Origin of the sequence: Streptomyces mayonensis (assembly GCF_018982965.1) — a bacterium.
GTDB lineage: Bacteria > Actinomycetota > Actinomycetes > Streptomycetales > Streptomycetaceae > Streptomyces > Streptomyces mayonensis.
Window position 1 is genome coordinate 19,313 of sequence record NZ_JACBYP010000075.1, and the last position, 23,136, is coordinate 42,448.

A 23,136-nucleotide genomic window follows, 5' to 3' on the forward strand; every position below is an offset into this window, starting at 1 on the left:
TTCTGGCGGGCGCCGTTCTGGCGCGCACCGCTCCCCCGGTCCGCACCCGCGGCAGCGGACCGGGCCAGGGCCGTGTCGAAGGCCGCGCAGATCATGTGGACGGCGACCAGGTGGATCTCCTGGACGGTGGCGGTCGAGGGGGCGTCCACGCACAGGGACTCGTCGCTGCCCGCCATCAGCGGGTTGGGGGCGCAGCCGGTGAGCGCCCACACCCGGACCCCGGCGGCGCGGGCGGCGTCCGCGGCGGACAGCAGGTTGGCGCTGGCGCCGCTGGTGGACAGCAGCATCAGGACGTCGCCGGCGCGGCCGTGGGCGCGGACCTGCCGGGCGAACACCTCGTCGACGCCGTAGTCGTTGGCGATGGCGGTGGTGCTGGAGGTGTCGGCGTGCAGCGCGATCGCGGAGAACGGCGGGCGGTCGTCCTGGTAGCGGCCGACGAGTTCGGCGGTCAGGTGCTGTGCCTGGGCGGCGCTGCCGCCGTTGCCCGCGGCGAGCAGCCGGCCGCCGCCGCCCAGCACGGCCGCGAGCCGCTCGCCCCAGCGCTGGGTGGTGTGCGCCGAGGCGCGGAACGCCCCCAGCGCGTCCAGGAGTTCGTCGCAGTGCCCGACGACGGGCGGATGCACGGTCATGAGGCGACCTCCGTCGCTACCTGGTGGTCGGCGAGGGTGAGGCGGTACACCTGTTCCGCGCCGTCGGCGACCCGCGCCCAGGTGTAGTGCCGCAGGACGCGTGCGCGGCCGTTCCTGCCGTACTGGCGGCGCAGCCGTTCGTCGGCGAGGAGTTCGCGGGCGGCGTCCGCGACGGCACCGGGGTCCTGCGGGGTGACCAGGCGGCCGGTGCCGCCGTCGGCCACCGAGTCGCGGTGGCCGCCGACGTCGGTGGCGAGGACGGGCACGCCGCACGCCATCGCCTCCAGCGGCACGATGCCGAAGGGCTCGTAGACCGGGGTGCACAGCACCAGGTCGGCGCTGCGCATCAGCGCGGGCATGTCGTCGGGGTGGACGGCGCCGAGGAGCCGGACCCGGTCGGCGACGCCGGTGCGGCGGGCCAGGGCGAGCAGGCGCCGGGCCTCGGGTTCGGCCTCCACGGCGCCGGCGGGCGGGCCGCCCGCGACGAGGAGTTCGGCGTCGGGGATGTGCGCGAGGGCGCGGACGGCCTGGTCGTATCCCTTGCGGGGGACGAGCCGGCCGCAGGACAGCAGCCGGTGGCGGCGGTGCCGTTCGGGGGTTCGGCCGGTGTCGGCGGCGGGGTGGAAGTGCTCGGCGTCCACGCCGCAGGGCACGATGGAGACCTGGCGGGCGGGGACGCCCATGTCGCCGAGTTCCACGACCTCGTCGGTGCAGGTGGCGAGGACCCGTGCGCAGCCGCGGCCGAGTTGGCGTTCGATGCCGATGCGCTCGTACGGGCTGGTGTCCCGCATGCCCTGGTGGCGCCGCTTGACGGTGCCGAGGGCGTGGAAGGTCTGCACGAGGGGGATGCCGTGCGGGCGTACGCCGATCCGGGAGGCCATGCCGGACATCCAGAAGTGGGCGTGCACCACGTGGGGCTGCTCGCGGGCGAAGGCGCGGGCCAGGTGGGCGCCGAACGCGGGCATGTGCGGGAAGAGTTCGTCCTTGGGGACGGAGCGCGGCGGCCCGGCCGGGACGTGCTCGACGACCGCGCCGCCGGGCAGGGCCACCCGGTCGGGCAGGTCGGCGGCGTCCCGGCGGGTGTAGACCGTGACGTCGTGACCGCGGGCGGCCAACTCCTCGGTGAGGCGGGCCACGTAGACGTTCTGTCCGCCGGCGTCGACGCCGCCGAGGGCGGCGAGCGGGCTCGCGTGCTCGGACACCATGGCGATCCTCATCGGGTCACCTCCTTGAGCAGCCGCTCCCAGTCGTCCAGAAAGCGGGGCAGCCCGTAGCGGGCCAGGGCCGCCGCACGGGCCCCGTCGCCGACCGTCCGCGCGTGCAGCGGGTCGGCGAGGAAGTCGCGTACGGCGTCGGTCAGTACGTCGATGCGGTTGGAGACCACACCGGCACCCGGGGGCACGGCCTCGGTCACCTCGGTGGTGGCGAGGGCGACCACGGGCATGCCCAGGTGCATGGCCTCGAGCAGGGACAGGCCGAGGGAGGTCCAGCGGACGGGGTGGACGTAGACGCGGCGGCGGGCGAGTTCGGTGTGCAGGTCGCCCTGCGGGACGTCCCGCGTGCGGCAGCGGCCGGGGTCGACGCCGATGTGCTCGGCCAGTTGCCCGGTGCGCATGCCGAACACGTCGAGCGGGGCGGCCCGTGCGAAGGCCGGGAGCAGGTCCGTGCCGGTGGTGCGGCCGCGCCGGACGGGCTCGTTGACGACGACGGCGGCGCGGTCCAGTTCGCCGGTCCAGCGGTGGCCGGGGTCGACGATGCCGTGTTCGACGACGGCGGTCGGGGCCCGGCCCGCGTCCCACATCAGGCGGTTGAAGTGGGTGACGTGGACGAGGGTGACGCCGGGGAGGTCCGCGGCGGGGTGGCGGGTGTGCGGCACGTCGCCGTCGGGGGCGTTGTGCTCCAGGTACACCAGCGGGGGGCGGCGGCCCAGCCAGCGGTCGACGAGGTCGAGTTCGTGCGGGCGCTGGAGGATCACGAGGTCGACGTCCTCGTCCCGCAGCCGCTCCGGCGGTACTTCGACGACGGAGTCGGGCCAGTCCCAGGTGCGGGCGCGGCCGAGGCCGTCGGGGCCGCGGTCCGGGGTGACGGGGACGAGGTAGGTGTGCGGGCCCTGCACGAAGGACGTGGTCCACGACCCGTGCACGTGCCAGATCAGGATCCTCATGTCTCCCCCATCAGTTTCTCGACGGCGGTGGTCACGTCGGTGGCCGTGACCGTGTTCAGGCAGGGATGGCCGGGGACGGGGCAGTCGCGGGCCCTGCTGCCGGCGCAGGGTGCGTCCTGGTCGCCCAGCAGGACGTAGGGGACGCCGTGGGGGCGCCAGCGCTCGGCGGGGACGACGGGGGCGAACAGGGAGACGACGGGGGTGCCGACGGCGGCGGCGAGGTGGGCGGGGGCCGTGTTGCCGGTGACGACGACGCGGGCGCCCGCGAGGACGCCGGCCAGTTCGGGGGCGCCGGTGCGGCCGCCGAGGTCGGTGCCGTGCGCGCCGGCGGCGTGTGCGGTGAGGGCGCGCTCGTCGGGGCCGCCGGTGACCAGGACCCGGTGTCCGGCGGCGGCGAGTTCGCGCACGGCCTCGGCGGCGCGGTCGGGGCTCCAGGCGCGGGCGGGGACGCTGGCGCCGGGGTGGAGGACGACGTAGGGGCCGGGTCCGGTGAGCGCGTCGGCGGGCGGCGGCGTGTGCACGCGCAGCCGCCCGTCGTCGGTGCCGGGGAACCCGGCCGCGGCGGCGAGGTCGAGGGCGGCCTCGGCCTCGTGGGCGTGCGGATCGCGCCGGTGGCGCAGGTCGAGCAGGGAGCCGGGGTAGTCCACGCTGTCCGCGGCGATGTACCGGACGCCGGCCAGGCGCAGGACCAGGGCGGTGGGCAGCGGGGACTGGTGGAAGGAGGTGAGGATCAGCGCCGTGTCGGCGTCGATGCGGTCGGCGAGGGCGTCGATGTCCGCGCGGTTCACCGCGGGCGGGTCGAAGCCGCCCCACGGCGCGTCCCACACCAGTACCTCGTCGACGCCGGGCAGCAGCCGGGCGGCGGGCGCGCCGCGGGTGCCGCACAGCAGGGTGACGTGGTCGGCGCGGGCGGCGACGGCGCGCACGGCGGGTCCGGCGAGCAGCACGTCGCCGAAGCTGTCGAGCCGGGTGACGAGCGCCTTCATGACGACCTCCGGCACGGGTCGGGGGCTTCACCGGTCGGTACGGGGGCCGCGGCCGCGGGGCACCCGCCGACGCGGACCCGGCCTTCGTGCGGGCCGGCGGGGGACGAACCGTCCGGGGACGGGCCGACGGGGGACAAGCGGTCGCGCGCCGGGCCGGCGGTGGACGAGGGGTCGCCGGCCGGGCCGACACGGGACCAGACGCCACCGAACGGACCGGTACGGGACCAGCCGTCACCGGACGGACGAGTACGGGACCAGCCGCCACCCGACGAACCGTCTCGCGACGGGCCGGCAGGGGACGACCCGTCGCCGGCCGGGCCGACACGGGACCAGACGCCACCGAACGGACCGGTACGAGACGAGCCGTCACCGGACGGGCCAGTACGGGGGGTGCAGCCGATGCGGGACCGGTCGACGCCGGACGAGCCGTCACCGGACAGGCCCCCGTCGGGCCTGCCGCCGTCGGACGAGCCACCGCCGGGCGGGCCGTCGAGCAGCGACCGTACGGCCGTCAGGAGGTCGGGTGCCGTGTGGGCGGCCGCCTCCGTCTCCTCGGGGCGGGTGCGGGCGTTGGGGACGAGGATGCCGTGGGCGCCGGCGCGGGCGGCGGCCTCCGTGTCGGCGCCGATGTCGCCGACGACCGCGCAGTCGGCGGGGTCGGTGCACAGGCGGCCCGCGGCCCACAGGACCAGGCCGGGCCGCGGCTTGCGGCAGTGGCAGCCGTCGTCGGGACCGTGCGGGCAGATGGCCCAGACGTCGAAGGGGCCGACGAGGTCGTCGATCCGCCGGTTGACGCGCTGGACGTCGGTGGCGCTGATGAGGCCGCGGGCGACGCCGGACTGGTTGGTGACGACGCCGACGCGGACGCCCCGGGCGCGCAGCAGGGCCACCGCCTCGCGGGCGCCGTCGACGGGCCGTACGCGGGCGGGGTCGCCGTTGTACGGGACGTCGTGGACGAGGGTGCCGTCGCGGTCGAAGAGGACGGCCCTGACCTGCCCGGCGGTGTTCATGCGGCCACCTCCCGCCAGGCGGGGGCGGCGCGGTGGCGCCACAGGCCGCTGAGCCGGTGCCAGGTGGCGGCGGGCGGGATGAGCGCGCTGGTGACCAGCATGGTCGTGACCTCGTGCCGGGTGCGCGGCCCGGGGGCGATGCGGGCCCAGGCGAACTCGGCGGTGCCCGCGGCCCAGCCGGCCCCGGCGAGGGCGGCGGCCCGGGGGCGTCCGGCCGCGGCGAGGGCGAGGGCGGCGGCGCCGGCCGCGGTGATCGCCGCGTGGCGCCGGATCCGGCCCCGGGGGGCGACCGCCTTGGCCCACCAGTCGGGGCCGTGCAGCCGCCGCATCAGGGCGTCGTCGGCGTTGCCGCGCTGCTGCTTCAGGGAGACCCAGCGGGCGGCGGGGCGTACGGGGTGGCGGGTGGTGCGGCGGCCGCGCCGGATGCGCCAGCCCGCGTCGAGGACCCGCAGCGCGAGGTCGGCGTCCTCGCGGAAGGCGCGGGTGAAGCGTTCGTCGAAGCCGGCGACCTGTTTGAGCACGTCGGTGCGGTAGGCCATGTCGGCGGTGATCCACCGGGCCCGGGCGAGGCCCGCGGTGCCGCGCTCCCAGTCGGTGGGGCGGCGCTCTCCCGGCAGCGGCACGGCGATCACGCCCTGCACGGCCCCGGTGTCGGGGGCCGCCTCGGCGAGGTCCTGCACCAGCTGGTCGCACCAGTGCGGGCCGACCTGGACGTCGTCGTCGAGGAACGCGGTCCAGGGCGAGCCGACGGCCTGGATGCCGGTGTTGCGGGCGGCGGCGGGGCCGCGGCCCCCGCTGCGCAGCACCACCGTGCGCTCGCGCAGGTCGCCGAGGACGCTCAGGGGGTGCTCGAGTGCGCCGGGGTCGGCGTCGGACCCGGGCCGGTCGTCGACGAGCACGATCTCGTCCGGGTCCGGGCCGGTCGCGGCGGCGAGCGCGGCCAGGCAGTCGGCCAGCGTGTCGCGCACGAGGGTGGGGACGACGACGGCGTATCCCGACCCCGTCCCGGTACCGCCGGTCCCGGCCGCGGCGGTCACGCGAACATCCGTCCCCGGCGCACCGCGAAGGGGCCGATGGCCAGCAGGTCGACGGGCGCGGAACCGAAGCACTCCAGGGCGTCGCGCGGGTCGTCGACCATGGGCCGGCCCGCGGTGTTGAGGCTGGTGTTGACGACGACGGGCAGCCCGGTGCGGCGTTCGAAGGCGGCCAGCATCCGGGCGACGAGCGGCTCGCGGCGCTCCTCGACGGTCTGGATGCGGGCGGTGCCGTCGACGTGGACGACGGCCGGGATGCGGTCGCGCCAGGCGGCGGCGACGTCGTGCACGAAGAGCATGTACGGGCTCGGGACCGGACCGGTGAAGATGTCGGGGGCGCGGTCGGCGAGCACCATCGGCGCGACGGGGCGGAACTCCTCGCGGCCCTTGACGTGGTTGAGGCGTTCCAGGTTCTCCGCGCGGCCGGGGTGGGCCATCAGGGAGCGGTGCCCGAGGGCGCGCGGCCCGAACTCGCTGCGGCCCTGGAACCAGGCGACGATGCCGTCCCGGGCGAGTTCCCCGGCGACGGTCTCGGCGATGTCGTCCGGTTCCTCGTAGGGGATCGCGGCCGTCTCCAGCCAGGCGCGGATCTCGTCGTCGCTCCAGCCGCGGCCGAGGTCGGCGCCGGGCAGGGGCTCGGGAGCGGTGCCCTCCTGCGCGGCGGCCAGGTGCAGGGCGCCGCCGAGGGCGGTGCCGGCGTCACCAGCGGCGGGCTGCACCCACACGTGCCGGTAGGGGCCGCGCGCGGCGATCTTCGAGTTGGCGACGCAGTTCAGCGCGACGCCGCCCGCCATGGTGAGGGCCTCTCCCTGGGCCTCGCCGTGCAGCCAGTGGACGAGTTCGAGGAGCAGTTCCTCCAGGACGGCCTGGGTGCTCGCGGCCAGGTCGGCGTGGTCCCGCGTCCAGTCCTCGCCCCCCGCGCGGGGCGGTGCCAGGGCGGCCCAGTCGACGCCGTGGGCGCGGAAGCCGCCGTCGCCGGTGGCGTGGATGTGCTCGCGCAGCCGGTCGAGGTGGCGGGGGGTGCCGTAGGAGGCGAGGGCCATCACCTTGTACTCGTCGCTGCTGCGCAGGAAGCCCAGGTGCTCGGTCAGTTCCTCGTAGACGAGGCCCAGCGAGTGCGGCAGTGCCTGGGTGGCGAGGGTGTCGAGTTTGCCGTCGCGGTAGCGTCCGGCCAGGTGGGAGGCGCACTCGCCGCGTCCGTCGAGGACGAGGACGTCGTTGTCGGGGTGGGGCGAGGCCGGTCCGGCGGAGGCGGCGTGCGCGACGTGGTGGGGGACGGAGACGACCTGGTCGGGGTCGAGTCCGGGCAGTGCTTCGGCCAGGAACTCGGGGGCCCGGCGGGCGTACTCGAGCCGCAGCGGGTCCCACGGGTCGTCCAGGCCCATGTCGCGGGCCGGGCGGGCGAGCCTGGGATCGAAGGAGTAGGCGACGGCGTCCAGTTCCTCGGGCCGGATTCCGGCGTGCTCCAGGCACCAGCGTGCCGACAGTTCCGGCATTTCCCAGGCGGAGAAGGGCACCGGGCGCTTTCCGTGCTTGCGCCGGCTGAAGCGTTCTTCCTCGGCGGCCGCAACGGTCCGGCCGTCGACGACGAGCGCGGCGGCCGGGTCGTGGAACAGTGCGTTGATACCAAGGATGCGCATGGGGTGTGCTCCTCTCTCGGCGTCGCGGGTGCCGCGGCCCGGCTGCCTCAAACACTTGGAGACAGGCCAGTTCCTGACAAGGGAGGATTTGTCACCGTAAGTGACTTTTTCGGCCCCTCTTCCGGGTCAGGTTCCGGTACAGGTTCCGGGTCAGGTTCCGGGTCAGGCGGCGACGGCGTGCGCGAACCAGCCGATAGTCCGCTCCAGCCCCTCGTTCCAGCTCACCTCGGGCCGCCAGCCCAGCCGCTCCCGGGCCAGGCCGGTGTCGGGCCTGCGCCGGGCCGGGTCGTCGACGGGGCGTTCGACGAAGCGGATGCGGGAGCCGGAGCCGGTGAGCTCGACGATCCGGCGGGCGAGTTCCAGCACGGTGATCTCGTCGGCGCCGCCGATGTTCACGGGCCCGCTCTCGCCGGACGCGGCGAGCGCCAGGACGCCCCGCACGGTGTCGTCGACGTAGCACAGGGAGCGGGTCTGGCCGCCGTCCCCGGCGACGGTGAGGGGCATGCCGTCCAGGGCCTGCGCGATGAAGGTGGGTACGGCGCGGCCGTCACCGGTGCGCATGCGGGGCCCGTAGGTGTTGAAGATGCGGACGATGGCGGCGTCGGTGCCGTGCACCTGGCGGTGGGCGGTGACCAGGGCCTCGGCGAAGCGCTTGGACTCGTCGTACACGCTGCGCGGACCGATCGGGTTGACGTTGCCCCAGTAGGTCTCGTGCTGCGGGTGCTCCAGCGGGTCGCCGTAGACCTCGGACGTGGAGGCGAGCAGGAAGCGGGCGCCGTCGGCGTGGGCGCGCTCGAGCGCGTTGCGGGTGCCGGTGCTGCCCACGTCGAGGGTCTCCAGGGGCAGTCGCAGGTAGTCGACGGGCGAGGCGGGGCACGCGAAGTGCAGCACGAGGTCGAACCGGCCGGGCAGGCCGCGCAGCGCCCTGGGGTCGGTGGCGTCGGCGCGGACGAACCGGAAGCCGCGCCGCCGTTCCAGGTCGGCCACGTTGGCGCGGGAGCCGGTGGCCAGGTTGTCGAGGCAGACGACGTCGGTGCCGGAGCCGAGCAGACGGCCGCACAGGTGGGACCCCACGAACCCGGCTCCGCCGGTCACCAGGGCCCGGCGCCAGGCGCCTGCGGTCACGGGACGCATGCCCTCAGGGCTCTCGCTCACGGGGTCCTCCTCGCTCTTGCCGTCGAGTGACGTGTCGGCTGAGTAACCCGGCGAACCCCTCCCCTACCCCGAACGCGCATTCGACACGACGGCCGGTCGCTGCCGCCGCTGAAGCGCTCAGCGCACGGGCAGGTGCGTCGGCATCAGCGCATGGGCAGGTGCCGTCGGTAGGAGCGCAGGACGACGCAGCCGCACGCCGCGGCGACGGCGGTGACCGCCACGAGGAGCAGGGGAACCGACGGGCCGCCGTGACCGGCGACCGCGGCGAGACCCGTGGGCAGCAGGAAACCGCTGTAGGCGATCGCGTAGAACACTCCGGTGAGCCCCGCCAGGTCGGCCGGGCGGGCGATCCGCTGGACCTCCAGGACTCCGGACACCATGCCGACGCCCATGCCCGAGCCGGAGACCGCGGCGGCCAGAATGCCCAGGACCCAGGATTGCGCCTGGTCGGCGACTGCCACCAGCGCGATCCCGGCCGTGATGACCGCGAGTCCGGTCAGCAGGCCCCGGGCGCTGTCGCGCGAGTCGAGGCGCTTGGCCCAGGGCTGGACGAGCGCCGAGGCGCCGAGGGCGACGGCGGTGAGCAGCGTCGCGTAGGCGATGCCGAGCCCGGCGGTGGCGGGCGCCAGCAGGACCGGCAGGTAGCCGTAGCCGAGGGCGGCCGACGCGAAGATCCAGGGCGCGACGACGACCACGACACGGGTGAACCGGCGGTGCCCGGCGGCAGGAACCCGGAGCTGGTTGCGCAGCGGACCCGGCACTCCCCCGGTCAGTCCCGTCTCGGGCGCCCGCAGCACCAGCCACGCGAACGGCAGCGTGAGGAGGATGTGGAGCACGAACGGCAGTTGCTCGGGCCACGGCCCCCACTGGGCTATCAGCCCGGCGACGACGGCGCCGGTGGCCGAGCCGAGGGAGAAGGACAGGGCGGCACGGCGCGCCCCCGCGCCCGGGTCGGCGCGGAGGTCGTAGGGCGGCTGGGAGAGCTCCTTCAGCCAGCTGGTGCCGACGCAGGTGGCCGTGCCGACCGCGACTCCGGCCAGGAAGCGTCCCAGGCAGATCACCAGGGGCCCGGCTTCGCCGAAGGCGAGGGCCGCGCTGGTGGCCACGGCGGCGAGGACGCCGGCGAACATCAGCGGGCGCCGGCCGTACCGGTCGCTCAGCGCGCCGCTGAGCAGGAACGCGGGCACCAGGCCGAGTACGTAGACACCGAGGAAGCCGTTGACCGCGGTCGTGGAGTAGTGCTGCCGCTCCTGGTAGAGCAGCAGCAGCGGGCTGAACTGGTTGCCGGCCCAGGTGCTGAAGAACATGACGGCGAACACCGACGCCCAGGGCCGGGCTCGGGTGGCGGCCGGCGCCGCGGGCGGGGCCACCGCCGCGTTCACAGCAGCCCCTGGTGGCGGGCGAGGTGGCGGTCGAGCACCGCGCCGTACCCGGCGGCGTCGTGCGCACCCAGGCGGGCGGCGAGTTCGCGGTGGTCGCCGAGCGCCTCGGCCTGGGCGAGATCGGTGCTGGTCAGCACCACGTAGGCGAGCCGGAGCTGCCGGTCGCGCAGCAGCTCGAAGAAGTGCGCGGCGATCGGGTTGCCGGCCAGGTCGATCACCGCGGCGTGGAAGTCCGCGTCGGCCTCGACGAAGGCGCCGACCTCTCCCGCGGCCATGGCCGCCTCCTGGCGCCGCAGTGAATCACTCAGCGCCGCCGCCACCTCGGCCGGGTCCCGCCGGCGTGCCGCGATCCGCGCGGCGGCGGTGCGCTCCAGGACGTCGCGCATCTCCAGGACGTCGGCGGCCTCGCTCAGCGGGATCGGGGTCACCGTGGCGCCCTGCCGCGAGGAGAGCTTGATGAGCCGCTCGGCCTCCAACCGGAGGAACGCCTCGTGCACGGGGGTCCGGCTCAGTTGCAGTTCGCTGCAGATCTGGCCCTCGCTGAGCCGGTCCCCTCCCGCGAGGTCGCCTCGGATGATCCGGTGCTTGGTGTGCGTGTAGGCGCGCTCGGCCGCCGTCTGCGTGGTCCTGACTGGCATGCGAGGCATCCTAGCCGATGCATGCATGCTTGCATGCATGAGAGGGGAGGTCGGCCTCCGGCCATGCGCCGGGCGTCGCCGGCCGGCCGCCGTCAGCAGCCGGCTGCCGGCTGCCGGCTGCCGGCGACACGGTCCTTGCCGGCCGGCCGGCCGACGGGCCGGTTGCCTACGATCGTCCGGTGGCCACCTTCTCGCTCGAACGCACCGCCCCGCTCTCCCCGGACGAGGCCTGGCGCCGCCTCACCCGCTGGGAGCGGCACGGCGACACCGTGCCGCTGACCCGGGTCTTCGCCGACCCGCCGGGGCCCTCGGGCCGGGGCACGGTGGTCGTCGCCCGCACCGGTGCCGGTCCGCTCGCCTTCGACGACCGCATGGAGGTGACCGTCTGGCAGCCGCCGCTGGACGACACCCCCGGTCTGTGCCGGCTGGAGAAGCGCGGCCGGGTCGTGCGGGGCTGGGCCGAGATCGAGGTACGGCCAGGGCCCGGCGGACGCGCCCGCGTCGAGTGGCGCGAGGAACTGGACGTCCCGCTCCTGCCCGCCGCCTTCGACGGCGTCCTCGGGCGCTCCGGGCGGTACGTCTTCGGACGCGCCGTCAACCATCTGCTGCGGCAGCCCTGAACAACGGGTTGCGAACGGGGCAATCTCCAGAGGCCGGTTCGCGCCGCGCACCTGTGCGCGGCCGTTTCCCGCGTACCGTGCCGGCATGTCTGTCAGAGCGCGCGTCCTCGTGCAACTGTCCGTCACCGGAGCCGTGTTGACCCTCGCCGTGGCGGCACCGCCCGCTGCCGCGGGCCAGAACCGCCCCTCGGTCCCGCTCCGTGTCGCCACCTACAACATCCACGCCGGCACGGGTTCGGACGGCGTCTTCGACCTCGGCCGGCAGGCCGCCGCGCTGCGCGCCCTGGACGCCGACGTGATCGGCCTCCAGGAGGTCGACGTGCACTGGGGCGCGCGCAGCCACGACCTCGACGTCGCCGGGGAACTGGCGCGGCGCCTCCACATGCGGGTGTCGTTCGCGCCGATCTATAGCCTCGACCCGGTGACGGCGCAGGGCCCGCGGCGCGAGTACGGCGTGGCGGTGCTGTCCCGCTTCCCGGTGCGTGCGGCGGCGAACCACGAGATCACGCGCCTGTCCACGCAGGACGAGGATCCGGTGCCGGCACCGGCGCCCGGGTTCGGGGAGGTGACGCTCGCGGTGCGGGGCGTGCCGGTGCAGGTCTTCGTGACGCACCTCGACTACCGGGCGGACCCGGCGGTCCGCGTCGCGCAGGTCGCCGACACCCGCCGGATCATGGCGCGGGAGCGGGCGGCGCTGCCGGGGGCGCGCCAGGTCCTGCTGGGCGACTTCAACGCCGAGCCCCCGGCGCCGGAGCTGGGCCCGCTGTGGAAGGAGCTGCGCGACGCCGGTGCGGGCGCCCCGGGCACCTATCCGGCCGCCGAACCCGTGAAGCGGATCGACTACGTCGCCGTGGGCGAGGGGGTGCGGGTGCGCGGCGTCTCCGTGCCGGAGGAGGCCGTCGCCTCGGACCACCGGCCGGTACTCGCGGAGCTGTCGCTGCCGCGGACCGGACCCGGCCCGCGGCAGCGATAGCGATAGCGATAGCGGTGGCAGTGGCGGTGGCGGTGGCAGTGGCGGCGTCAGCGGTACGGCGCTCAGGCCACCGAGCCGAGCCGCCCGGCCGGTGTCGTGGGGCCGTCGTGGTGGATGGGGGTGTGGGCGCCGGTCAGGGAGGCGCCCGTGCCGCCGCGCCGGACGGCGACGATCTCGGCGGCGATGGACAGCGCCGTCTCCTCCGGAGTACGGGCGCCCAGGTCGAGGCCGATGGGCGACCTGAGGCGGGCCAGCTCCAGGTCGCTGACGCCCGCCTCGCGCAGACGGGCGTTGCGGTCCAGGTGGGTGCGGCGGGAGCCCATCGCCCCGACGTACGCCACCGGCAGCCGCAGCGCCAGCTGCAGCAGCGGGATGTCGAACTTGGCGTCGTGGGTCAGGACGCACAGCACGGTGCGCGCGTCGGTCGCGGTGCGCCGCAGGTACTCGTGGGGCCACTCGACGACGATCTCGTCCGCGTCCGGGAAGCGGGCCGGGGTCGCGAAGACGGGGCGGGCGTCGCACACCGTGACGTGGTGGCCGAGGAACTTCCCGGCCCGTACCAGTGCCGAGGCGAAGTCGACGGCACCGAAGACGATCATGCGGGGCGGCGGTACGGAGGACTCGACGAGCAGGGTGAGGGGCGCTCCGCAGCGCGAGCCCTGTTCGCCGATCCCCAGGGTGCCGGTGCGGCCGGCGTCCAGGAAGGCGCCCGCCTCGGCGGCCACCGTGCGGTCCAGTTCCGGGTGGGCGCCGAAGCCGCCCGTGCGGGTGCCGTCCGGGTGGACGACGAGCGCGCGGCCGGTCAGTTCCGCCGGTCCGCGCACGATCCGGGCCACCGCGGCCGCCCGGCCGTGCGCGGCGGCGGCGAGCGCGGCGGCCAGCGCCGGGCGGGCGGGGTCGGCCGCCCGCACCGGCGTGACCATGACGTCGAGGATCCCGCCGCAGGTCAGGCCGACGGCGAAGGCGTCCTCGTCGCTGTAGCCGAAGCGCTCGACGACGGTTTCGCCGTCCTGGAGCGCCTGCCGGCACAGCTCGTACACGGCCCCCTCCACACAGCCGCCGGAGACCGAGCCGATCGCCGTGCCGTCGGCGTTCACCGCGAGGGCGGCGCCGGGCGGGCGGGGCGCGCTGCCGCTGACGGCCACGACGGTGGCCACGGCGAAGTCGCGTCCCTGCTCGACCCACCGGCTGAGTTCTTCGGCGATGTCCAGCATCTGTCGGTCCTCCTGTGACAAGGGGGGTGTGTGAAGGGTTCCCGTCGCGGCGGCTAGTGCACGCCCAGCCAGCTCTCGATCGGGTTGAGGGCGAAGTAGACGACGAAGACCGCCGTCAGGGCCCACATGAACGCGCCGACCTCGCGGGGCCTGCCCTGGGCGGTCTTGATGGCGACGTAGGAGATGACACCGGCGGCGACGCCCGCCGTGATGGAGTACGTGAACGGCATGAGGACGACGGTCAGGAAGACCGGGATCGCGGTGGCCCGGTCGGCCCAGTCCACGTGCCGGGCGTTCGTCATCATCATGGCGCCGATGACGACCAGCGCCGCGGACGCCACCTCCTGCGGCACGATCGCGGTGATCGGCGTGAAGAAGAGGCAGGCCGCGAAGAACGCGCCGGTGACGACCGAGGCGAGCCCGGTGCGGGCGCCCTCGCCGACGCCGGTCGCGGACTCGACGAACACGGTCTGTCCCGAGCCGCCCGCGACGCCGCCGATCGCGCCGCCGGCGCCGTCGATGAACAGGGCCTTCGACAGGCCCGGCATCCGGCCCTTGTCGTCGGCGAGCTTCGCCTCGGTGCCGACGCCGATGATGGTGGCCATCGCGTCGAAGAACCCGGCCAGGACGAGGGTGAAGACGATCATGCCGACCGTCATCGCGCCGACCTCGCCCCAGCCGCCGAACTCCAGGTTGCCGAAGAGCGAGAAGTCGGGCATGGAGACCGCGCTGCCGTGCAGTTCGGGGGCGCCGTTGGCCCACTGCTTGGGGTCGATGACCCCGGTGGCGTTCAGGATCGCCGCGACGACCGTGCCGGTGACGATGCCGATCAGGATGGCGCCGGGCGTGTTGCGCGCCTGGAGCATGAAGATCAGCAGCAGGGTGCCGGCGAAGAGCAGCACCGGCCAGCCGGCGAGTTCACCGGCGGGGCCGAGGGTGAGCGGGGTGGCCTCGCCCGGGTGGACGAAACCGCCCTTGACCAGGCCGATGATGGCGATGAACAGGCCGATTCCCATGGTGATGGCGTGCTTGAGCGCGAGCGGTATCGCGTTCATGATCATCTCGCGCAGCCCGGTGACCACGAGCAGCATGATCACCACGCCGTACATCACACACATGCCCATGGCCTGCGGCCAGGTCAGCTGGGGGACGACCTGGCCGGCGATCACACCGGAGACCGAGAGTCCGGCGGCCAGGGCCAGCGGCACCCTGCCGACGAAGCCCATCAGGAGCGTGGTGACCGCCGCGGCCAGCGCCGTCGCGGTGATCAGGGCCTTCTGGCCCAGGGTGTCCCCCGCGGCGTCCTTGCCGGACAGGATCACGGGGTTCAGGAGGACGATGTAGGCCATCGCCATGAAGGTGGTGATGCCGCCGCGCACCTCGCGCGCGACGGTGGAGCCTCGGTGGGTGATGTGAAAGTACCGGTCGAGCCAGGACCGTCCGGCGGGAACGCGGGAACCCGCGCCCGCGTCCTCGGCGGTGGTCCCGGGCTCCACTGACTGCTGGGTCATGGGCCGTCTCCCAAGGTTCATAGGGGCACCCGTGCCTCTGCCTTCGGCGAAGGGGCCGGGATTTGGGAGGTGTCAGCTCGGGGGACGGCCCGGTACTGCACCTTGGGGTTTCCGGCGCCGGTGTTCGGTGCCGGGTGTTCGATGCCGGGGTCTCCGGTACCGGGGTTTCGGAGAGTGCCCGGCGCCGGGTCGGTGGCCGTGGGGTGGGCCGTTGCCCGGCGACGGCGGCACCCCGGACCGCAACGGCAGCCCGGCGGGTTACGCCGTGCCCGTGAGGTGTTCCGGGCGGACCGGGGTGCGGTCCAGGGTGAGGCCCGTCGCGTTGCGGATGGCCGCGAGGACCGCCGGGGTCGAGGACAGGGTGGGGGCCTCGCCGATGCCGCGCAGCCCGTACGGCGCGTGGTCGTCGGCGAGTTCGAGCACGTCGACCGGGATGGTCGGCGTGTCGAGGATGGTGGGGAGCAGGTAGTCCGTGAAGGACGGGTTCTGGACCTTCGCGGTCTTCGGGTCGACGACGATCTCCTCCATGATCGCGATGCCCAGGCCCTGGGTGGTGCCGCCCTGGATCTGGCCGACGACGGACAGCGGGTTCAGCGCCTTGCCGACGTCCTGCGCGCAGGCCAGTTCGACGACCTTGACCAGGCCCAGCTCGGTGTCGACCTCGACGACGGCGCGGTGCGCGGCGAAGGAGTACTGGACGTGGCCGTTGCCCTGGCCGGTGCGCAGGTCGAAGGGCTCGGTCGGCCGGTGCCGCCACTCCTCCTCGACCTCGACGGCCTCGTCCTCCAGGACGTCCACCAGGTCGGTGAGGACCTCGCCGCCGTCGGTGACGACCTTGCCGCCTTCCAGGAGGAGTTCGGCGGTGGCCCAGGCCGGGTGGTGGGAGCCGAACCTGCGGCGCCCGATCTCCAGGACCTTCTCGCGCACCAGCTCGCAGGCGTTCTTGACGGCGCCGCCGGTGACGTACGTCTGGCGGGAGGCGGAGGTGGAGCCGGCCGAGCCGACCTGCGTGTCGGCGGGCTGGATGGTGACCTGGGTGACGCCCAGTTCGGTGCGGGCGATCTGCGCGTGGACGGTGACGCCGCCCTGGCCGACCTCCGCCATCGCGGTGTGCACGGTGACCACCGGCACTCCGCCGACGGCCTCCAGGCGGACCTTGGCGGTGGAGTAGTCGTCGAAGCCCTCGGAGAAGCCGACGTTCTTGATGCCGACCGCGTAGCCGACCCCGCGGACGACGCCCTCGCCGTGCGTGGTGTTGGACAGGCCGCCGGGCAGCTGCCGTACGTCGGCGCCCTCGCTGGACTCCCACTGGCGCTCGGGCGGCATCGGCATCGCCTTGACGCGGCGCAGGAGTTCGGCGACCGGCGCCGGGGAGTCGACGGGCTGGCCGGTGGGCAGGAGGGTGCCCTGCTCCATGGCGTTGATCCGGCGGAACTCCACCGGGTCCATGCCGAGTTCCTTCGCGACCTTGTCCATCTGCGCCTCGTAGGCGAAGCAGGCCTGGACCGCGCCGAAGCCGCGCATGGCGCCGCAGGGCGGGTTGTTGGAGTAGAGGGCGAGCGCCTCGATGTCCACGTCGTCGACGGCGTACGGGCCCACCGCGAGCGAGGAGGCGTTGCCGACGACCGCCGGGGAGGCGGAGGCGTAGGCCCCGCCGTCGAGGACGATGCGGCACTTCATGTGCGTCAGCTTGCCGTCGCGGGTGGCGCCGTGCTCGTAGGAGAGGCGGGCCGGGTGGCGGTGGACGTGGCCGAAGAAGGACTCGAAGCGGTTGTAGACGATCTTCACCGGTTTTCCGGTGCGCATCGCCAGCAGGCACGCGTGGATCTGCATCGACAGGTCCTCGCGCCCGCCGAAGGCGCCGCCGACGCCGGAGAGGGTCATGCGCACCTTGTCCTCGGGCAGGCCGAGCACGGGGGCGATCTGCTTCAGGTCGGAGTGCAGCCACTGGGTGGCGATGTAGAGGTCCACGCCGCCGTCCTCGGCGGGCACCGCGAGGCCGGACTCGGGGCCGAGGAAGGCCTGGTCCTGCATGCCGAAGTAGTAGTCGCCCCTGACGATCACGTCGGCCCGCGCGGCCGCCGCGCCGGCGTCGCCGCGCACGATGGGCTGGCGGTGCACGATGTTGGGGTGCGGGACGTGGCTGATGTGGTGGTCGTCGCGGTTCTCGTGGACGAGGACGGCGTCGGGTGCGGTCGCGGAGGCCTCGTCGGTGACGACGGGCAGTTCCTTGTACTCCACCTTGATCTTGGCGGCGGCGCGGCGCGCGGTCTCGGGGTGGTCGGCGGCGACGACGGCGACCGGTTCGCCGTGGTGGCGGACCTTGCCGTGGGCGAGGACCGGCGTGTCCCGGATCTCCAGGCCGTAGGTGCGTACGTCGGTGGGCAGGTCGTCGTACGTCATGACGGCGTACACGCCGGGCGTGGCGAGGGCCTCGCTCGTGTCGAGGGAGACGATCTCGGCGTGCGCGACGGTGGAGCGCAGGATCTGGCCCCACAGCATGTCCTCGTGCCACATGTCGGAGGAGTACGCGAACTCGCCGGTGACCTTGAGGGTGCCGTCCGGGCGGAGCGTGGACTCGCCGATGCCGCCCCTGGTCTGCGATCCCTGGGTGATGGTGGTGGGTGCGCCGTTGGCAGCCATGCTCAGACCCCCTCGGACTGGCGGGCGGCCGCGAGGCGGACCGCGTCCATGATCTTCTCGTAGCCCGTGCAGCGGCACAGGTTGCCGGACAGCGCCTCGCGGATGTCCGCGTCGGTCGGGTCGGGGTTGCGCTCCAGCATCTCGTCGGCGGCGACGAGCAGGCCCGGCGTGCAGAAGCCGCACTGGACGGCGCCCGCGTCGATGAACGCCTGCTGGATGGGGGCCAGTTCGAGGCCCTCGCCGGTCTGCGAGTCGGTGCCGTGCGCCCGCCACCGCTGGGCCGCGTCGAGCGAGGCGCTCGCGCCGCCGGAGCCGCGCACCGTGCCGGAGCAGCCCTCGGTACGGTCCTCGGCGCGCTCCTCGGCGCCGTTCTTTGCGCGATCCTTGGCGCGGTCCTCGGCGAACTCGGCCAGGCCCTCGACGGTGACGACCTCGCGGCCCTCGGCCTGTCCGGCGGCGACCAGGCAGGAGCAGACCGGCACGCCGTCCAGGCGGACCGTACAGGATCCGCACTCGCCCTGCTCGCAGGCGTTCTTGGAACCCGGCAGGCCCATCCGCTCGCGCAGCACGTACAGCAGGGACTCGCCCTCCCACACGTCGTCGGCCTCCTGCGGACGTCCGTTGACAGTGAAGTTGACGCGCATTACGCGGCTCCCTCCGTGGCGCGGCGGGTGCCGCGGTACGACTCCCAGGTCCAGGTGAGCGTCCGGCGGGCCATGACGCCGACCGCGTGGCGGCGGTAGTCCGCGGTGCCCCGGACGTCGTCGATCGGGTTGCAGGCGGCGGCGCACAGGTCGGCGAACTGCTTGGCGGCCGACGGGGTGACGGTCTTCCCGTTGTCCCAGAAGCCGCCCTCCTCCAGCGCCGCGTTCAGGAACTCCTCGGCGGCCGTCGCCCGGATCGGGGTCGGCGCGGCCGAGCCGATGCCGGTGCGGACGGTGCGGGTCGCCGGATGCAGGGCGAGGCCGAAGGCGCAGACGGCGATGACCATGGCGTTGCGGGTGCCGACCTTGGAGAACTGCTGCGGGCCGTCCGCCTTCCTGACGTGCACGGCGCGGATCAGCTCGTCGGGCTCCAGGGCGTTGCGCTTCACGCCCGTGTAGAACGCGTCGATCGGGATGCGGCGCGTCCCGCGCACCGACTCGGCCTCCACCTCGGCTCCGGCGGCGAGCAGCGCCGGGTGCGCGTCGCCTGCCGGGGACGCGGTGCCGAGGTTGCCGCCGACGCCGCCGCGGTTGCGGATCTGCGGTGAGGCGACCGTGTGCGAGGCGAGGGCGAGACCCGGCAGTTCGGTGCGCAAATGCTCCATGATCCGGGAGTAGGGCACGGAGGCGCCGAGCCGGACCGAGTCCGCGCCGACCTCCCACTCGGTGAGGTCGGCGATGCGGCCCAGGTCCATGAGGTACTCGGGCCTGCGGTGGTCGAAGTTGATCTCGACCATCACGTCGGTGCCGCCCGCGATCGGCACAGCGGCGGGGTGCTCGGCCTTGGCGGCGAGCGCCTCCTCCCAGCTGGCGGGGCGAAGGAAGTCCATGACCGGCTCTCTTCTTCGGCTACTTGGGGGCGTACAGATTGAGCCAATCCGTGTGCGGCGGGCCCGGCTCGTTCATGTGGTGTTCACGGGGAGTGGGCTCAGTACACCGTCCTGTGCTCCACCGGAGTCAGTCGCAGAAACCATGAAGGAGTTGGCTGGCCAGCGAGGTCATCTTGTAGATTCGTATGAACGGAGGTTTTCGACAACCTCTTCGTTTTCCTCCGGAACCGCGCGCCACAGCCGCGTGACCTGGAACACTGCGAGACAGAGAACGGCGGCGACGAGAATGCGGCTGCGCGCACTGCTGGACACCGATGCGCTGGGCCTCGATCTGCTCGGCGGCGAGGACGAGCTGGACCGCACGGTCCGCGGCGTGATGACCACCGACCTGCGGGACCCCAGCCGCTACCTCTCGGGCGGCGAGCTGGTGCTGACGGGCCTGGCCTGGCGCCGGGACGCGACGGACTCGGATCCTTTCGTGCGCCTCCTCGTGCAGGCCGGGGTGACGGCGCTGGCCGCGGGTGAGGCGGAGCTGGGAAGGGTGCCGGAGGACCTGGTGGCGGCGTGCCTGCGCCACCGGCTGCCGCTGTTCGCGGTGCACGAGTCGGTGGCCTTCGCGACCATCACCGAGCACGTCGTGCGCCAGGTCTCCGGCGAACGCGCCGGTGACCTCGCTGCCGTCGTGGACCGGCACCGCCGGATGATGACCTCGGGACCCGCGGGCGGCGGCCCCGACGTGGTCCTGGACCTGCTCGGCTCCGACCTGGACCTGCGGGCCTGGGTGCTGTCCCCCACCGGGCGGCCGGTCGCCGGGCCGAAGGACTCGGGCCCCGCACCCACCGCCGAGGTGTGCGCGAGGCTGGCGGCGGAGCACCTCGCGGCGACCCGCGCGGGCCGGCGGGCCCCGCACCGGGTGACCGTGGACTCCACGGCGTACAGCCTCTTCCCGGTGCGCGGCCGGGGGCAGCTCCCGGCGGGTGCGGCGGGGGCACGGGCCGCGCAGGGTGCGGGGGCGGGTCCGGACGTGCGCGAGACCGTGCTGTCCGACTGGCTCCTCGTGGTGGAGGCGGACGCCGGGGACTGGGCCGGGGAACGCCTCGACCTGCTGTACGGGGTCACGCAGCTGATCGCGGTCGAGCGCGACCGGCGGGAGGCGGCGCGCACGGTGCGGCGGCGGCTCGCCCAGGAGGTGCTGGAACTGGTCCAGACGGGCGCCGCGCCCGCCGAGATCGCGGCCCGGCTGCGGGTGGCGGCACCGGTGCTGCTGCCGGGCCTCGGCGCGGCCCCGCACTGGCAGGTCGTGGTGGCCCGCGTGGAGTGGGCGGACGGCGGCGAGGAGACCGGCCGCGTCGCGCAGTCCCTGCTGGAGGAGATCCTCGTCGACCCGCACGCCGCGGGCCCCGAGCAGTCCGACCGGATCGCCGTCGCGCACACCGGCGACGAGGCGGTGGCCCTCGTACCGCTGCCCGCGGTCTCCAGCGAGCACGACGGCTCCGAGGCCGGCGTCCTCGCGGAGGCGCTGCTGGAGTCCGTGCGCGAACCGCTGTCGGCGGGTCTCGACGGCGACGGGCGCGTCACCCTCGGCGTCAGCGCGGCCGTGCACTCGGCCGAGGGGCTGCGCGGGGCGCTGGAGGAGGCCCGGCACGCGCGCCGGGTCGCCGCGGCACGGCCCGGGCGGGTCTGCGCGGCCGGCCACCAGGAGCTGGCCTCGCACGTGCTCCTGCTGCCCTTCGTGCCCGACGACGTCCGCCGCGCCTTCACCGCCCGGCTGCTCGACCCGCTGCGGGACTACGACCGGCGCCACCGGGCCGAGCTGGTCCCGACGCTGGAGGCGTTCCTCGACAGCGACGGTTCCTGGACGCGGTGCGCGAACCGGCTGCACCTGCACGTCAACACGTTGCGCTACCGCGTCGGGCGGATCGAGCAGTTGACGGGGCGTGACCTGTCGCGGCTGGAGGACAAGCTCGACTTCTTCCTTGCGCTGCGGATGAGCTGAGACCCGGTACGAACCGGAACGCTCCCAAACCTCGGCGGCACGAAGTCCACGACTTTGTGAAATCTTTCACCCATCCTCTTGGCCGGGCCGCCGGATCCGTGCTGAGATGCGCCCACCACTCAAGAGCTCAATGGTGTGCTAAGGGGAGGGCGACGTGGCGCATTCCGCCATGGCTGGTTCTGGCTGGGGGACGACCGAGGGTGACGATCCGCTCCAGACCGCGGTGTGGCGGCTGCGCTCGCGCGCCTGCTGGGCCGACGCGGCGGCGCTGCTGGAGCCGGTCACCGCGGACACCGCGTTGCAGCGGACGGCACTGCTGGTGGAGCGGTGCCTCTACACCGAACAGGGCTGGGCCCAGGCCGAGGAGGCACTGCGCACCGCGGAGGCGCTGGCCCACACCGACGAGGAGCGCGGGGCCGCCGCCTGTGAACGGGGGCAGCTCGCGTACGCCGCCACGGTGCACGGGGTGCGCGACCGGGCCGACGAGGCGCGGGCCGCGCTGGGGCGGGCGGCGGCACTGATCGCGCCCGGCGCGCAGGGGCGGGCGCTGCTGGACTTCCGGCGCGGGCTCCTCGCGGAGAACCTCACCCGGTCGCCGCAGGCCGCCCGCGCGGCGTACCGGCGCGCGCACGCCGGCGCCACGGCCCACACCGAGCCGCTGCTGTTGTCCTTCACCTGGCGGCATCTGGCCGGACTGGCTCTGCGTGAGGGCGAGTTGACCGAGGCACGGCACGGCTTCGCCGAGTCGCTGCGGATCCGCGAGGAGCTGGGGTACCTCGTCGGCACGGCACCGGCGCTGGCCTCGCTGGCCGACGCGGAGAGCGAGCCGGAGGCGTCCCGGCTGCGGGAGGAGGCACGACGGCTGTTCCGGCTGCTGGGCGGAGTACCGACGTGGCTGGCACGGCAGCTGACGCCTCCGGCGACGGGCGCGGCCACGGCGTGAGCGGCCCGGGACCGCCCGGCAGGTGGCTTCTGGTGCGCGGGGGTGCTCGATGCGTGGGCGCCCGGCGCGTGGGCACCCGGCGCGTCGCTGCACGGTCTGCCGCTGCCCGGTCTGTCGCCGCCGGGTCTGCCGCCGCCCAGTCCGCCGTCACCCGGTCCGCCGCCGCCCAGTCCCCCGCTGCCCGGTCTGCCGCCGCCGAGTCCGCCCGCCCCCGGCCTCTCGGGGCCGGCTCGTCGCTGGGTGGCGGCGCTCACGGGGATCTGCTCCAGCGGGGGGCCGTGGACGCCCACGCCTCGTCCCACTGGGCGAGGTTGCGGCGGTGGAGCACCAGGCCCGTGACAGCGTGGGCCGCGATGCCGGCCAGGACCACGCCGAGGAAGGCGAGGACGGCCCAGCCCATCGTGCGGCTGCGGATCTCCTCCGCGGCCAGCGGCGGCCCGGTGATCGCGCCGTCGGCGTCGACCCAGACCCGGACGGTGCTGCCCGCGGACAGTCCGGGCTCGACCTCGGCGCTGCCGGTCCGGGTGGTTCCGTCGGGGCCGGTGAAGCGGACCGTGACCGGGTAGCGGACCTTCTTCGACTCGTCGGACCCCGGCTCGGGGTGGCGGGGGGCGTCGTGGACGAGGACGGCGGGGCGGTGGTCGCGGGTCCGCCGCTCGTGCTCGGCGGTGTCGCGGTAGTGGCGGTGGGCGCCGTCGCCGATCGCGAACATCGCGATCGGGGCGACCACCAGGACCGCGACCGCGAGTCCGAGCGCGATCCAGGCGCGGAGCCGGTCGCTGCGCCGCCGCAGCGGGTTGCGCCGCCACCGCCACAGCAGGAGGTACGGGTCCCGCCCCGGGTCGGGTTCGGGCTCGGGTACGGCGGGCGGTGGCTGAGCCGGGGGGATCTCACCGGCCACGGTGTGCCTCCTACGGGTCCGGGGCAGCCGCCGGGGGCCCGCCGGGGGGGGGGGGGGGGCGCCGCGGGGGGGGGGGGGGGGGGGGGGGGCGGGGGGGGGCGCCGGGCGGGGGGGGGGCGGGCGGCGCCGGCGGGGGGGGGGGGGGGGGGGCCGGGGCGGCGCG

General features: G+C 74.8%; 19 protein-coding genes and 1 pseudogene. 4 read left to right on the forward strand and 16 right to left on the reverse strand.

Annotation, left to right across the window (positions count from 1 at the left end; all coding sequences use genetic code 11):
- Window positions 1–20: 20 nt before the first annotated feature.
- From HZS56_RS24960 to HZS56_RS25005, 10 genes and pseudogenes are all read right to left on the reverse strand, one after another.
- Window positions 21–629: pseudogene (locus HZS56_RS24960) on the reverse strand (D-sedoheptulose-7-phosphate isomerase); the annotation flags it as partial.
- Window positions 626–1,846: a glycosyltransferase gene (locus HZS56_RS24965; RefSeq protein WP_216723033.1), complete on the reverse strand. Its 1,221-nt coding sequence runs from the start codon at window positions 1,844–1,846 to the stop codon at window positions 626–628. The pseudogene HZS56_RS24960 and the gene HZS56_RS24965, both read right to left, overlap by 4 nt.
- Window positions 1,843–2,793 (reverse strand): glycosyltransferase, encoded by a 951-nt coding sequence (locus HZS56_RS24970; protein WP_216723034.1) that lies wholly within the window; start codon window positions 2,791–2,793, stop codon window positions 1,843–1,845. The genes HZS56_RS24965 and HZS56_RS24970 overlap by 4 nt, the downstream gene beginning before the upstream one ends.
- Window positions 2,790–3,779, reverse strand: a complete 990-nt coding sequence (locus tag HZS56_RS24975) for a glycosyltransferase family 9 protein (RefSeq protein WP_216723035.1) — start codon at window positions 3,777–3,779, stop codon at window positions 2,790–2,792. Before HZS56_RS24975 ends, HZS56_RS24970 begins: the two co-directional genes overlap by 4 nt.
- The gene (locus HZS56_RS39120) at window positions 3,776–4,789 is read right to left on the reverse strand and encodes a D-glycero-alpha-D-manno-heptose-1,7-bisphosphate 7-phosphatase (RefSeq protein WP_374201205.1); all 1,014 of its coding nucleotides are present in this window, start codon (window positions 4,787–4,789) and stop codon (window positions 3,776–3,778) included. Before HZS56_RS39120 ends, HZS56_RS24975 begins: the two co-directional genes overlap by 4 nt.
- Window positions 4,786–5,826, reverse strand: coding sequence for a glycosyltransferase (locus HZS56_RS24985; RefSeq protein ID WP_216723036.1), 1,041 nt, complete (start codon window positions 5,824–5,826; stop codon window positions 4,786–4,788). Before HZS56_RS24985 ends, HZS56_RS39120 begins: the two co-directional genes overlap by 4 nt.
- Window positions 5,823–7,463, reverse strand: coding sequence for a carbamoyltransferase family protein (locus HZS56_RS24990; RefSeq protein WP_216723037.1), 1,641 nt, complete (start codon window positions 7,461–7,463; stop codon window positions 5,823–5,825). Before HZS56_RS24990 ends, HZS56_RS24985 begins: the two co-directional genes overlap by 4 nt.
- A gap of 162 nt (window positions 7,464–7,625) precedes the next feature.
- The gene (locus tag HZS56_RS24995) at window positions 7,626–8,618 is read right to left on the reverse strand and encodes an NAD-dependent epimerase/dehydratase family protein (protein WP_374201206.1); all 993 of its coding nucleotides are present in this window, start codon (window positions 8,616–8,618) and stop codon (window positions 7,626–7,628) included.
- Window positions 8,619–8,761: 143 nt separating this feature from the next.
- A complete protein-coding gene (locus tag HZS56_RS25000; RefSeq protein WP_216723038.1) occupies window positions 8,762–10,000 on the reverse strand; it encodes an MFS transporter in 1,239 nt (412 codons plus the stop codon).
- A complete protein-coding gene (locus HZS56_RS25005; RefSeq protein WP_216723039.1) occupies window positions 9,997–10,638 on the reverse strand; it encodes a GntR family transcriptional regulator in 642 nt (213 codons plus the stop codon). The genes HZS56_RS25000 and HZS56_RS25005 overlap by 4 nt, the downstream gene beginning before the upstream one ends.
- A gap of 179 nt (window positions 10,639–10,817) precedes the next feature.
- On the opposite strand from HZS56_RS25005, the gene HZS56_RS25010 reads away from it, so the two are divergent.
- Window positions 10,818–11,258: an SRPBCC family protein gene (locus HZS56_RS25010; protein ID WP_216723040.1), complete on the forward strand. Its 441-nt coding sequence runs from the start codon at window positions 10,818–10,820 to the stop codon at window positions 11,256–11,258.
- A gap of 85 nt (window positions 11,259–11,343) precedes the next feature.
- Window positions 11,344–12,231: an endonuclease/exonuclease/phosphatase family protein gene (locus HZS56_RS25015; RefSeq protein WP_216723041.1), complete on the forward strand. Its 888-nt coding sequence runs from the start codon at window positions 11,344–11,346 to the stop codon at window positions 12,229–12,231.
- Between the two features lie 62 nt (window positions 12,232–12,293).
- Here the strand turns inward: HZS56_RS25015 and HZS56_RS25020 are convergent, their stop codons facing one another.
- The 5 genes from HZS56_RS25020 to HZS56_RS25040 all read right to left on the reverse strand — a co-directional run bounded on the left by HZS56_RS25020 (window position 12,294) and on the right by HZS56_RS25040 (window position 19,133).
- On the reverse strand, window positions 12,294–13,445 hold the full coding sequence (locus HZS56_RS25020; RefSeq protein WP_216723042.1) for an XdhC family protein: 1,152 nt from the start codon (window positions 13,443–13,445) through the stop codon (window positions 12,294–12,296).
- Window positions 13,446–13,498: 53 nt separating this feature from the next.
- A complete protein-coding gene (locus HZS56_RS25025) occupies window positions 13,499–14,956 on the reverse strand; it encodes an NCS2 family permease (protein WP_216723043.1) in 1,458 nt (485 codons plus the stop codon).
- Window positions 14,957–15,214: 258 nt separating this feature from the next.
- On the reverse strand, window positions 15,215–17,599 hold the full coding sequence (locus HZS56_RS25030; protein WP_216723044.1) for a xanthine dehydrogenase family protein molybdopterin-binding subunit: 2,385 nt from the start codon (window positions 17,597–17,599) through the stop codon (window positions 15,215–15,217).
- Between the two features lie 2 nt (window positions 17,600–17,601).
- Window positions 17,602–18,243 (reverse strand): (2Fe-2S)-binding protein, encoded by a 642-nt coding sequence (locus tag HZS56_RS25035; RefSeq protein ID WP_216723045.1) that lies wholly within the window; start codon window positions 18,241–18,243, stop codon window positions 17,602–17,604.
- Window positions 18,243–19,133, reverse strand: coding sequence for an FAD binding domain-containing protein (locus HZS56_RS25040; RefSeq protein WP_216723046.1), 891 nt, complete (start codon window positions 19,131–19,133; stop codon window positions 18,243–18,245). Before HZS56_RS25040 ends, HZS56_RS25035 begins: the two co-directional genes overlap by 1 nt.
- Window positions 19,134–19,419: 286 nt before the next feature.
- On the opposite strand from HZS56_RS25040, the gene HZS56_RS25045 reads away from it, so the two are divergent.
- Both HZS56_RS25045 and HZS56_RS25050 read left to right on the forward strand, forming a co-directional pair.
- A complete protein-coding gene (locus HZS56_RS25045; protein WP_216723047.1) occupies window positions 19,420–21,129 on the forward strand; it encodes a PucR family transcriptional regulator in 1,710 nt (569 codons plus the stop codon).
- A 154-nt stretch (window positions 21,130–21,283) separates the two neighbouring features.
- A complete protein-coding gene (locus tag HZS56_RS25050) occupies window positions 21,284–22,072 on the forward strand; it encodes a hypothetical protein (protein ID WP_216723048.1) in 789 nt (262 codons plus the stop codon).
- A 250-nt stretch (window positions 22,073–22,322) separates the two neighbouring features.
- Here HZS56_RS25050 and HZS56_RS25055 read toward each other — a convergent pair whose 3' ends face one another.
- Window positions 22,323–22,973, reverse strand: a complete 651-nt coding sequence (locus HZS56_RS25055) for an Rv1733c family protein (RefSeq protein ID WP_216723049.1) — start codon at window positions 22,971–22,973, stop codon at window positions 22,323–22,325.
- Between the last annotated feature and the right edge of the window lie 163 nt (window positions 22,974–23,136).

Excerpts from the sequence above, each read along its gene's own strand:
- HZS56_RS24965 (WP_216723033.1), bottom strand. The coding sequence starts at position 1,846 with ATGAGGATCGCCATGGTGTCCGAGCACGCGAGCCCGCTCGCCGCCCTC.
- HZS56_RS24970 (WP_216723034.1), bottom strand. The coding sequence starts at position 2,793 with ATGAGGATCCTGATCTGGCACGTGCACGGGTCGTGGACCACGTCCTTC.
- HZS56_RS24975 (WP_216723035.1), bottom strand. The coding sequence starts at position 3,779 with ATGAAGGCGCTCGTCACCCGGCTCGACAGCTTCGGCGACGTGCTGCTC.
- HZS56_RS39120 (WP_374201205.1), bottom strand. The coding sequence starts at position 4,789 with ATGAACACCGCCGGGCAGGTCAGGGCCGTCCTCTTCGACCGCGACGGC.
- HZS56_RS24990 (WP_216723037.1), bottom strand. The coding sequence starts at position 7,463 with ATGCGCATCCTTGGTATCAACGCACTGTTCCACGACCCGGCCGCCGCG.
- HZS56_RS25005 (WP_216723039.1), bottom strand. The coding sequence starts at position 10,638 with ATGCCAGTCAGGACCACGCAGACGGCGGCCGAGCGCGCCTACACGCAC.
- HZS56_RS25015 (WP_216723041.1), top strand. The coding sequence starts at position 11,344 with ATGTCTGTCAGAGCGCGCGTCCTCGTGCAACTGTCCGTCACCGGAGCC.
- HZS56_RS25020 (WP_216723042.1), bottom strand. The coding sequence starts at position 13,445 with ATGCTGGACATCGCCGAAGAACTCAGCCGGTGGGTCGAGCAGGGACGC.
- HZS56_RS25025 (WP_216723043.1), bottom strand. The coding sequence starts at position 14,956 with ATGACCCAGCAGTCAGTGGAGCCCGGGACCACCGCCGAGGACGCGGGC.
- HZS56_RS25030 (WP_216723044.1), bottom strand. The coding sequence starts at position 17,599 with ATGGCTGCCAACGGCGCACCCACCACCATCACCCAGGGATCGCAGACC.
- HZS56_RS25035 (WP_216723045.1), bottom strand. The coding sequence starts at position 18,243 with ATGCGCGTCAACTTCACTGTCAACGGACGTCCGCAGGAGGCCGACGAC.
- HZS56_RS25040 (WP_216723046.1), bottom strand. The coding sequence starts at position 19,133 with ATGGACTTCCTTCGCCCCGCCAGCTGGGAGGAGGCGCTCGCCGCCAAG.
- HZS56_RS25045 (WP_216723047.1), top strand. The coding sequence starts at position 19,420 with ATGCGGCTGCGCGCACTGCTGGACACCGATGCGCTGGGCCTCGATCTG.